3 protein-coding genes and 1 pseudogene are annotated in these 7,109 nt (G+C 41.1%); 3 read left to right on the top strand and 1 reads right to left on the bottom strand.

Features of this window, described 5'->3' with window-relative positions:
- Positions 1-452: 452 nt before the first annotated feature.
- Positions 453-740: pseudogene (locus tag Q4519_RS01075) on the bottom strand (ABC transporter ATP-binding protein); the annotation flags it as partial.
- A 461-nt stretch (positions 741-1,201) separates the two neighbouring features.
- Here Q4519_RS01075 and Q4519_RS01070 point away from each other — a divergent pair.
- The 3 genes from Q4519_RS01070 to Q4519_RS01060 are packed head-to-tail and all read left to right on the top strand — an operon-like array spanning position 1,202 to position 7,059.
- Positions 1,202-3,511, top strand: a complete 2,310-nt coding sequence (locus Q4519_RS01070; protein ID WP_303508577.1) for a TerB N-terminal domain-containing protein — start codon at positions 1,202-1,204, stop codon at positions 3,509-3,511.
- A 3-nt stretch (positions 3,512-3,514) separates the two neighbouring features.
- Positions 3,515-4,822: an ATP-binding protein gene (locus Q4519_RS01065; RefSeq protein WP_303508574.1), complete on the top strand. Its 1,308-nt coding sequence runs from the start codon at positions 3,515-3,517 to the stop codon at positions 4,820-4,822.
- Positions 4,819-7,059 carry a DEAD/DEAH box helicase gene (locus tag Q4519_RS01060; RefSeq protein WP_303508571.1) on the top strand — a complete coding sequence of 747 codons (2,241 nt, stop codon included), beginning with the start codon at positions 4,819-4,821 and terminating at the stop codon, positions 7,057-7,059. The genes Q4519_RS01065 and Q4519_RS01060 overlap by 4 nt, the downstream gene beginning before the upstream one ends.
- Positions 7,060-7,109: the final 50 nt, after the last annotated feature.

Below are 7,109 nucleotides of genomic sequence, written 5' to 3'. Positions count from 1 at the left end.
ACCACCGAAGTACAACAGCGTTACTGTAAAGAATTGATTCAATAGCATGCAAGTTAATAGGTAAGACCAACCACTGATAGCCTGCAATGGCGCGGGGTGACAAGCGCTAAGCAACATCAGCGCATGAACACCGAGTAGGAGATGAGGCACAGTGGTGCGAACACATTTGAGGGCCGGGGTAGCTCCCCAAAGAGAGCCCGTATATAAGCACGCATCTTATGCTATGACATCGCAAAACTATTGAACAATACGAGGAGTCCATATAAGCCCCAGTCATGGGGCGATAAAGCGCTTTTTCGCTGAGCAAGCTCAGTTCCTCTATGGAGGGAATATCGTGTAGAGAGCAAATATACTCAGCGATATTGCTAAGTTCAGAATATCATTCGCCGAGCAAGCTCGGCTCCTACGGGGGAATATCATGTAGGAGCCGAATTTATTCGGCGAATAGGAACTTAATCCTCGCCGAGAAATCCTCCCGTTTGATGCGCCCATAGCTGGGCGTAAATCCCACCTGCGGCAACCAGCTCAGCATGACTCCCCTGCTCGGCGATTTCACCTTTATCCAGCACGATCAGTTTATCCATCGCGGCGATGGTTGATAAGCGGTGAGCAATAGCAATAACGGTTTTGCCTTGCATGAGTTTATATAAACTCGCTTGAATCGCCGCTTCTACTTCTGAGTCCAGCGCCGAGGTGGCTTCATCTAAAATCAGGATCGGCGCATCTTTTAATATCATTTGAAGACTAAGTACGCCCCTGCGTAGTGAAATAGAACATAGTCATAACACTTTAGGGCAACCGTTCAGGTGAGAGTTACAACACTTGCAGCAACCTAGCGCACAACGTGACGCTTAAAAGCATTATGCGTTTACCTTAGACGAACAATACGCGAGTCTCAAAATTGCGTTTCATGTGATTGGCAAAAGTCTCGAATTGCTCACATTAGGCTTCTAATTTATTAATATATAATCGTAGAATATCCTGTTAAGCACTTTATTCTAATTTATGTGTAGGTAGATATTAATTATGGAGTGTAGGCCATACCCCCTGCTAATATTGGCAACGGATTGATAATAGTACACTTTAATTCAAATATATTTACGCCCATTATTTTACAATGTAATTGGGCCTTGTTGCGTTAAAAAAACCAATGGGCTCTAAAAACACAACATCCTTTACCCATTGAAATAATAGGAAAAAAATGGAATTAATTATTTGGCCACTTATAATCTATCTAGCTTACCGACTTTATAAATACAATAAGACGCCTTCCCAACACCAATTACAAATAAAAGTGTCACAACCTTCCTCTGATAAAAATAAAGCCTCAAAAAATAGAACAGCTGCTCCGCCAAAAATTACTTCTGACTCTTCCACTGTTGTTATTTCAAGTTCAACTGGAGCAACGCATTTGACCGATGACGACTTTGCTACTTTTACTATTCATACAAGCTTTGGCCGAGAGCCAGAAAAAACAACTAACAAACAAAAAGGTCGATGGATAAGTGAAGATGAACACCTTTTTGTTAATGGAAGACAGTTAACGAAAGGCTTTTTCTACTTTGGTGGAGTAATGAACTCACTAGATGGGTACGGTATAGAGCCATCTCTAGTGGATGATAAACACCCGGTTTCAAGTCCCTCCGTAGATTCAGAAATATACACTGACGAATCCTTAGGGTACTGGCCAAGCTACGCTTCCTTGTCTAAAGGCTGTAGAGGGGCTTATCTAGATTGGCTTGCCTCAGATCGCTCAAACCCCAATACGCCAATTGGCTATGTCTTCATCTATTTCTATGGCTTTGAAAGAAGAGTCATAGAAAACAAATCCAATAGTCAAATATCTGATGAAGAGTATATGGCAATATTTGAAGAAGTGTTGCATCTCAATATTGTTTTCAGCGCAAATCGTTCTTTCAGAGGATACTCTGCTAATTTCCTCGAACTAATGGCACTTCAAAGACCCGCCTTATTTAAAGATAGACTGTCAGATATACCAGAAACTAATAATGCATTGTTATTCAAAGTTAAACTTGCAACAACTATAGCCAATGGAAACCCTGTAACAGCTCCCTTAGCTTTAGAGTGGCTACAAAATACTTTCGAGTATTCCCTAAAAACTCCCGCCCGTAGATGTGAAGATGAGTTTAGCCAGCTTTTCCAAATTAGATTTTCTGACAAGTTTGGCGAAGGAATTTCCGTAAAGCCCAATAAAACTAAACTGCGACTTTCATACCATGCGGCAAGTAATGGTGTGCATGGGGTTGATTTGGAGTTGGGTGACTTACCAGATCCAAGTATTCTCAAAGGCCCAGTTAAAAAGCTCATTCCTATTGCCGAACAATGTACGGAAGAGTTGAACAGCTATAGCCGTTACTTAGGAAAAGCTGATACCTCAAGGAGTGATATTGCAGCGTTAATGTTATTACCTAAAGAACTGGCAAACGAAGCAAATTCACCAGTCATAGAAACATTTAAGTCTTGGGCAAATCAGATAATTAGTTCAAATGATGGACTAACCACAGTCAAGGATTTCTGGACTCATACAGGCACACCTCTCCCTAAGGCGTTTAACAAAAAAGAAAATGAACTAGTCGCCAACTTGGCTGCTAAGGCTGAAATAGGTATTGCGCCAGACCAACGTTTTCATCATGCAAAACTGAAAATCGATGACAACATTGTGCTCTTCTCACCGGGCCATGGCGAGTTTTTTGAGCCAAGTTCGGCATTCAATCAAGTAAGTTTAGCAATTAGGTTAGGGGCAATGGTTGCAACAATAGATGGTACTGTAGATCATCATGAGAAAATTGCCTTACAAACGTTGATAAACCACGATGACAAACTCTCACCTTCTGAAAAGAACTCGTTAAATGCATATTTAACTTGGCGTCTAAATGCTCCTGTAAATAATACCGGCTTGAAAGCTAGGATTGAAAAACTGGCCGTTCCACAGGTGGAATTCTTGAAAAAATTCATGCTTTCCATCGCTCTTGCTGATGGAAAAATCGATACTTCTGAAATTAAGCAAATTGAGAACTTATATACCTCGTTAGGCCTAGATAAATCACTCGTTACAAGTGACATTCATGCGTTTGCCTCCAGTAAACAACCTATCTCAGCCACATCTAAAGACGCTTCAATTGATAAAAGTACCTTTCAGTTGGATGAAAGTATTCTGGCTATGCATGAAAGAGACACCAACGACGCAAAGAGTATGCTGGAGAGTATATTTGCCGTTGATGAAGAAGCTGAACTGGAAATGAGCCCCACCGCTGATGTCAATGAAGAAGGCTTAGATCGCCCTTACAAAGAACTTTTTGAAACTTTGATAGCTAAAGAATCGTGGCCACGTAAAGAAGTTCATGAACTGTGCAACAAACTTAACATAATGGTTGATGGCGCATTAGAAACTATTAATGACTGGGCTTATGACAAAGTCGATGCGCCAGTTCTAGATGACGATGGTGATATTTATGTCGATCTAGAAATCGTAGAAGAATTAAAGGGATAAATAATGGTTGCTAAAAGAATTCGAGCTAAAGAAAGGGATGCAATTATCCAATCTCTGAAGTCAGGTGTTACTCCTAAGATTGGAATTCAGCATATCCAAGTAGGTCGAGTAAATGAATTAAAAGCTCTGATCCAAGACATTGAACGGATCTCAGATGGAGGTTCAGCTTTCAGGCTCATTATTGGCGATTATGGTTCTGGTAAAACATTCTTTTTAAGTGTTGTACGCGCTATTGCTCTAGAGAATAAGCTTGTAACCGTCAATGCAGACTTATCTCCTGATAGACGTATTCATGCATCGGCTGGTCAAGCTAGAAACCTTTACTCTGAGCTAATGCGTAACATGGCGACTCGCAACAAACCTGATGGTAATGCTTTAACCAGTGTAGTTGAAAAGTTCATCACAGAAGCAATGAAAGAAGCTGATACTTCAGGAAAAAGTATAAATTCAATTATCCATGAAAAATTAGCATCACTTTCTGAACTCGTTGGCGGTTATGATTTTGCTAAAGTTATTGAGGCTTATTGGATAGGTCATGAGAAAGATGATGAGATATTAAAAGCTAACGCCATAAAATGGTTACGAGCAGAGTATTCAACTAAAACCGATGCCCGAAATGACCTAGGAGTTCGAACAATTATTTCGGATACATCTTTTTATGACGCGCTGAAATTAATGAGTTTATTTGTCAGACAAGCTGGCTACCAAGGGCTTCTAGTTAACTTAGACGAGATGGTAAATCTATATAAGTTGAACAACACCACAGCGAGAACTTCTAACTATGAACAAATACTCCGAATTCTAAACGATTGCTTGCAAGGAAGCGCTGAGCATTTGGGCTTCCTTCTCGGCGGAACCCCTGAGTTTTTGCTAGATCCACGTAAAGGCTTGTATAGCTATGAAGCACTACAATCTAGATTGGCAGATAACAGCTTTGCTAAACAAGCGGGCGTGATTGATTATTCGTCACCATCGCTACACCTCGCTAGCTTAACCCCTGAAGAACTGTATATTTTGCTTAAAAACTTGCGCCATGTTTATGCTGAAGGTGACGAAGCGAAGTACTTGGTTCCAGACGAATCTCTCAAAGCGTTCTTACAGCATTGCAGCCAAACTATAGGGGATGCGTATTTTAGAACGCCACGTAACACCATTAAAGCATTTTTAGACATGCTCGCAGTAATCGACCAAAACCCGCAAATTGCATGGCATAGTCTAATCTCATCAGTAGCAATTAATGAAGATAAGCCTTCCGACGTTGAACTCGAAACAGAGGACAATGAAGATGGATTTGCTGACTTCAAACTATGATTGATGAACATGAAAAATTAGACCATCGGATTCAGCGCTGGATATTCAAACAAGGCTGGACTGGCTTACGAGAAATACAATGCCTTGCTATTGAACCTATATTGTCTGAAAAGACAGATGTGCTGATCAGCGCTTCAACCGCAGCAGGAAAGACAGAAGCATTTTTCTTGCCTGCGCTTAGCACTATCGCACATCAAGAAACGGGTGTAGGGATCCTTTACGTTAGCCCTCTAAAAGCCCTTATAAATGACCAAGATAGGCGCTTAGAAAGTCTGTCTGACCTGTTAGAAATACCAGTTACTCCCTGGCATGGTGATAGCTCACAGGGCCGAAAGAAGAAATTAAAAGCATCGCCGTCTGGTGTCGTGTTAATAACACCTGAGTCATTGGAGTCATTACTCATCAGAGACCCAGGCTGGATCAAAGCTGCATTCTCTAATTTGAAATATATCGTTATTGACGAGTTTCATGCCTTTATTGGTTCTGAGCGCGGCCATCACTTACTCTCTTTACTTCATAGACTTGAACACCTTCTCGGAAGACTAGAAACACCAATCCCGAGAGTCGCTTTGAGTGCTACGCTTGGTGAGTTAGAGAAAGTACCTCTATCACTTCGCCCTAATCGCTCTTTACCTTGCAAGATCATCAAAGACACACATTCGACTTCCACCCTGAAGGTTCAGGTAAAGGGATATGTAAACCCTGCTAACTTAGAAGCTGAGTCTTCCAATGATGCCGAATATACGATCTGCCAAGATTTATATAAATTTTGTCGAGGCGGAAATCACCTTGTGTTTGCAAATAGTAGGAGCCGTACAGAAAGCATTGCGGCTACATTATCTGACTTCTGTGAAGAAAAAATTGTACCGAATGAATTTTTTCCTCACCATGGTTCGCTATCTAAAGATCTTCGAGAAAGCTTAGAAAAGCGCTTGCAACAGGAGCATTATCCTACCACAGCGATTTGCACAATGACTCTTGAACTAGGCATTGATATCGGCAAGGTTAACTCAGTAATTCAAGTAACAGCTCCCCACTCTATTTCAAGTTTACGTCAAAGAATGGGACGCTCAGGAAGACGCGGTGGAGCCTCAATATTGCGAATGCTCATCGCTGAAGATGAATTGACAAAAGACTCTAGCGTCATCGACAAGCTGAGACTGGAGCTTATTCAGTCTCTGGCCATGATCAGACTTCTTATCGGCAGTAAATGGTATGAGCCAGCTGATACATCACTTTATCACTTCTCAACACTCCTTCATCAAGTACTTGCGGTTACTGCACAATGGGGAGGAATTAGAGCTGAGCAATTATTTAGTTTGCTCTGTAAAGATGGCCCTTTTCAAAACGTTAATGTTGAAAACTTCAAAGCACTACTTGTCCACATGGGCAAAACAGAACTCATAACTCAGTTAGGAAGTGGTGAATTGGTACTTGGCCTTTTGGGAGAACAGCTGACAAGCCATTACTCGTTCTATGCTGTTTTTAAAACACCTGAAGAGTTCCGGATTGTATGTGGAACCAAATCACTCGGAACGCTGCCTGTAGATTCATTGGTATTAGAAGGGCAGCATATTGTTTTCGGCGGAAAACGTTGGAAAGTAAACGACATTGATAGCGAAAAGAAAGTTATTTATGTGGAGCATGCAAAAGGTGGCAAGCCGCCTAAATTTGGTGGTGCCGGCTTGAACATACATGATGTTGTTCGGCAAGAGATGTTCAAAATATTAAAAGACGGTGACTACAGAATTTCTGTGGGGGATCAGAAAGTCGACTTCGCTGATTCAGCTGCACGAGAACTGTTTGATGAGAGCGTACAATATTTCGAAGATGCAAAGCTCTCTAAAGAACCTTTAATTCAGGTAGGAAATACAACATACATATTCCCATGGCTTGGCGACAAAGTGGTAAATACTATTGTCGCCTTGCTAATCCAACATGGCTTTGAAGCTGGCGCATATGAAGGAGTTATAGAAGTAGAAAAGGCAACACTCGAACATGTAAGGTCAACATTATTGGAGATAGCTTCTAAAAAACTTCCAACAGAAGCAGAGCTAGCGCAAAAAGTACTGGAAAAACGAACCGAAAAATTCGATGAATTTTTACCTGAAGATATTTTATCTGTTGGATACGGAGCCAAGGTATTTCAAATAGCTGATGCCATTGCTTGGGCCAAGGTATTTCAAATAGCTGATGCCATTGCTTGGGCCAATACATTTAAAGTCTGGCAGCAATGAAAACATATTCTTAAAAAGAACATACTAGCTTGCTCTGTAAAATAGAAGAA

The sequence above is a fragment of the Motilimonas sp. 1_MG-2023 genome, assembly GCF_030547455.1.
Taxonomy (GTDB): domain Bacteria; phylum Pseudomonadota; class Gammaproteobacteria; order Enterobacterales; family CBDFNC01; genus Motilimonas.
This window is presented reverse-complemented; position numbering and strand designations above follow the sequence as displayed.

Excerpts from the sequence above, each read along its gene's own strand:
- Q4519_RS01070 (WP_303508577.1), top strand. The coding sequence starts at position 1,202 with ATGGAATTAATTATTTGGCCACTTATAATCTATCTAGCTTACCGACTT.
- Q4519_RS01065 (WP_303508574.1), top strand. The coding sequence starts at position 3,515 with ATGGTTGCTAAAAGAATTCGAGCTAAAGAAAGGGATGCAATTATCCAA.
- Q4519_RS01060 (WP_303508571.1), top strand. The coding sequence starts at position 4,819 with ATGATTGATGAACATGAAAAATTAGACCATCGGATTCAGCGCTGGATA.